General features: G+C 61.9%; 4 protein-coding genes. 2 read left to right on the top strand and 2 right to left on the bottom strand.

What is annotated here, in order from left to right:
• Together D8U60_RS07285 and D8U60_RS07280 are read left to right on the top strand one after the other, a co-directional pair.
• The coding region (locus tag D8U60_RS07285) for an MCE family protein (RefSeq protein WP_130899823.1) at positions 1-725 on the top strand (725 nt) is incomplete at its 5' end.
• Positions 722-1348, top strand: coding sequence for an ABC-type transport auxiliary lipoprotein family protein (locus D8U60_RS07280; RefSeq protein WP_130899822.1), 627 nt, complete (start codon positions 722-724; stop codon positions 1346-1348). The genes D8U60_RS07285 and D8U60_RS07280, both read left to right, overlap by 4 nt.
• Positions 1349-1463: 115 nt before the next feature.
• Here D8U60_RS07280 and D8U60_RS07275 read toward each other — a convergent pair whose 3' ends face one another.
• Together D8U60_RS07275 and D8U60_RS07265 are read right to left on the bottom strand one after the other, a co-directional pair.
• Positions 1464-2693: a spore maturation protein gene (locus tag D8U60_RS07275; protein ID WP_130899821.1), complete on the bottom strand. Its 1230-nt coding sequence runs from the start codon at positions 2691-2693 to the stop codon at positions 1464-1466.
• Positions 2694-2909: 216 nt separating this feature from the next.
• Positions 2910-3821 (bottom strand): cation:dicarboxylase symporter family transporter (locus D8U60_RS07265; RefSeq protein WP_130899820.1); only part of this gene is annotated, 912 nt, incomplete at its 5' end.

Raw genomic sequence — 3821 nt, 5'->3', positions numbered from 1 at the left:
TCGACCCGCAGGACCCGCGCCGGGTGCTGGCGCGGATTCGTCTGGCGGGCGACACCCCGGTCAAGGAAGACACCCAGGCCAAGCTGGCACTGACCGGCATTACTGGCACGTCGATCATCCAGCTCAGCGGCGGCACACCCGAGAGCCCGAAACTGCGCGGGCATGACGGCAAGTTGCCAACGCTGGTCGCCTCGCCCTCGCCTATCTCACGTCTGCTCAACGACAGCAGCGACTTGATGACCGGCATCAGCGCCCTGCTGCAAAACGCCAACCACATGTTCTCCGCGGAAAACGTCGAGCGTGTGAGCAAGACCCTTGCCCATCTGGAACAGACCACCGGCACCATCAACGACCAGCGCGGCGACATCAAACAAGCCATGCAGCAACTGGCGACCGTCGGCAAACAGGCCGGCAGCATGCTCGAGCAGACCTCACTGTTGATGCGCAACGCCAATGGCCTGCTTAACGATCAGGGCAAGCAGGCCTTGGGCAGTGCCGAACAGGCGATGAAGTCGCTGGAGCAAAGCAGCGTGACCATCAACGGCTTGCTCAGTAAAAACCAGAATTCGCTGGATAACGGCATGCAGGGCCTCAACGGCCTGGCTCCGGCGATTCGCGAACTGCGCGAGACGCTGACCTCGCTGCGCGCCATTTCCCAACGCCTTGAGGCCAACCCCAGCGGCTACCTGCTGGGCAGCGACAAGAACAAGGAATTCACCCCATGAAGCTGACTCGAATCGCCCTGCTCGGCGCTGGCCTGACCCTGATCGGCGCGTGCTCGATCTTGCCCAAGTCGGAACCCTCGGACGTCTACCGCCTGCCCGCTGCACCGGCACCCGTCTCGGCCAGCCCGGCGACGACGCAGTCGTGGTCGCTGCGCTTGGATAAATTGCAGGCCAGCGAAGCACTGAACCGGCCGAGCATTGCCGTTATCCCGCAGGGCGATGTGATCAGCAGCTACAAAGGCTCGCGCTGGAGTGATCCGGCGCCGGTGCTGCTGCGCAATCGCCTGCTCGATGGATTCCAGCGTGATGGTCGGGTGACGCTGCTGAGCACCGACGACAGCAACTTCCAGGCGGATCTGGAGCTGGGCGGCAGTTTGCAGGCGTTTCAGACCGAATATCAGGGCACCCAGGCCGGCGTCGTGGTGCGGGTCGATGCGTTGCTGGTGCGTGGTTACGACCAGCGCATCCTCGCCAGCCGCCGTTTTGAAGAGCGCCAGTCGCTGAATGATGTGCAGGTGCCAGCGGTGGTCGCCGGCTTTGGTAAGGCCAGTGATCGCCTTACGGCCAAGGTTGTGACATGGGCCGTGGAGCAAGGGCAGAAACTGGCCCCCCAAAGGCCTTAAGCCCAACACAATCCCTGTGGGAGCGGGCTTGCCCGCGATGGCGGTGTGTCAGCTACCAGATATTTCGGATGTGCTTCCCTCATCGCTGGCAAGCCAGCTCCCACAGGGTTCTTTATCAACCAAAGAACCAGTAGCAGACAGCGATAGCGCCGATCACTCCGGCAAACTCCGCCAGCAACGCACACCCCACCGCGTGCCGTGCGCGTTGAATCCCCACCGCGCCGAAGTACACCGCCAGCACATAGAACGTGGTTTCGGTACTGCCCTGCACCGTCGCCGCGACCAGCGCCGGGAAGCTGTCGACGCCGGAAGTCTGCATGGTCTCGATGAGCATCGCCCGCGCGGCGCTGCCGGAAAACGGTTTGACCATCGCCGTCGGCAGCGCATCGACGAAGCGCGTATCCCAACCCGCCCACTCGACCAGATGGCGAATGCCGTCCAGGCCGAAATCCAGCGCACCAGAGGCGCGCAGCACGCCAACCGCACAGAGCATCGCGACCAGATACGGCAAGAGGTTCTTCGCCACATCGAAGCCTTCTTTCGCGCCTTCGACGAACGCTTCGTACACCTTGACCTTGCGCAGCGCGCCGATCAGCAGAAACAGCATGATCAGGCCGAACAGCGTGAGATTGCCGAGGATCGACGACAATCCCGCCAGCGCTGTCGCGGAAAGCGTGCCGAGCAGCGCCATGAAGCCGCCAAGGATCAGCGCGCCGGGCAGCAGATAGGCGAGCACCACCGGGTCCCAGATGCGCAGGCGTTGCATGAAAGCTACGGAGAGAAAACCGACGATAGTCGAGCAACTGGTCGCCAGCAGAATCGGCAGGAACACCAGCGTCGGATCCGGCGCGCCTTGCTGGGCGCGGTACATGAAGATGGTCACGGGCAGCAGGGTCAGCGACGAGGCGTTGAGCACCAGAAAGAGGATCTGCGCGTTGCTGGCGATGGTGGCGCTGGGATTGAGCTCCTGCAACGCTTTCATGGCTTTCAGGCCGATGGGTGTGGCGGCGTTGTCCAGGCCCAGACCGTTGGCGGCAAAGTTCAGCGTGATCAGGCCAAGGGCAGGGTGGCCGGGCGGGACTTCCGGCATCAGCCGCAGAAACAGCGGGCCTAGGACCTTGGCCAGCCACTCGACGATTCCGGCTTTCTCGGCGATGCGCAGAAAGCCCAGCCACAGGGTGAGGGTGCCGAATAGCAGCACCATGACTTCGACCGACAGCTTGGCCATGGCGAAAATGCTTTCCACCATCGCCGCGAAGATCCCGGCGTTGCCGCCGATCAGCCACTGCGCCAGCGCCGACACGGCTGCAACGATGAAGAAGCCAAGCCACAGGCCATTAAGCATCAGTCAAATCCCCCGAAGAATGCGGCGAATGATAGCGGGGTCGCCAGAAACGACAAACCCCGGATTGCTCCGGGGTTCGTATGGATCTGCCGCCCCCCGATTTACTGGGTGGCCTCAATCTACTGTAGGAGCTGCCGAAGGCTGCGATCTTTTGATTTTGTTTTTTAAAAGCAAGATCAAAAGATCGCAGCCTGCGGCAGCTCCTACAGGGGGGTGTCAGTTCTTGGAAATCTCGCCCGCCGGCAGTTTTTCCTTGCTGCGCCAGTGCGGCAGGGAGTTCCAGTAGCGCTCGCCCTTGGCGTCGTCGTACATGCCTTCCCAGCGCGCGATGACCAGCACCGCCAGGGCGTTACCGATCACGTTCAGTGCGGTACGCGCCATGTCCATGATGCGGTCGACACCGGCGATGAACGCCAGGCCTTCCAGCGGGATGCCAACGCTGCCCAAAGTGGCCAGCAGCACCACGAAAGACACGCCCGGTACGCCGGCGATACCTTTGGAGGTGACCATCAGGGTCAGCACCAGCAGCAGTTGCTGGCTGATCGACAGGTCGATGCCATACAGCTGGGCAATGAAGATCGCCGCGATCGACTGGTACAGGGTCGAGCCGTCGAGGTTGAACGAGTAACCGGTCGGTACCACGAAGCTGCAGATGGCTTTCGGCGCGCCATAGGCTTCCATCTTCTCGATTACCCGTGGCAGCACGGTTTCCGAAGAAGCGGTGGAGTAGGCCAGCACCAGCTCATCCTTGAAGATGCGCATCAGCTTGAGCACCGAGAAGCCGAACAGCTTGGCGATCAGGCCCAGCACGACGAAGGCGAAGAAGGCGATGGCGACATAAACCAGGATCACCAGTTTTGCCAGCGGCAACAGCGAAGCGAAGCCGAAGTTGGCGACGGTCACCGCGATCAGTGCGAATACGCCAATCGGAGCGTAGTTCATGATCATGTGGGTGACTTTGAACATGCTTTCCGAAACGCCCTGGAACATCTTCACCAGCGGCTCGCGCAGGTCCGACTGCAGGCTCGACAGGCCGAGACCGAACAGTACGGAGAAGAAGATGATCGGCAGCATTTCGCCGCGAGCCATGGCCGCGAAGATGTTCGACGGGATCAGGTTGAGGATGGT

The sequence above is a fragment of the Pseudomonas sp. Sample_11 genome (assembly GCF_004307505.1).
GTDB classification, from domain to species: domain Bacteria; phylum Pseudomonadota; class Gammaproteobacteria; order Pseudomonadales; family Pseudomonadaceae; genus Aquipseudomonas; species Aquipseudomonas atacamensis.
Note: the sequence above shows the minus strand (reverse complement) of the source record. Positions and strands in the feature narration are given on the sequence as shown.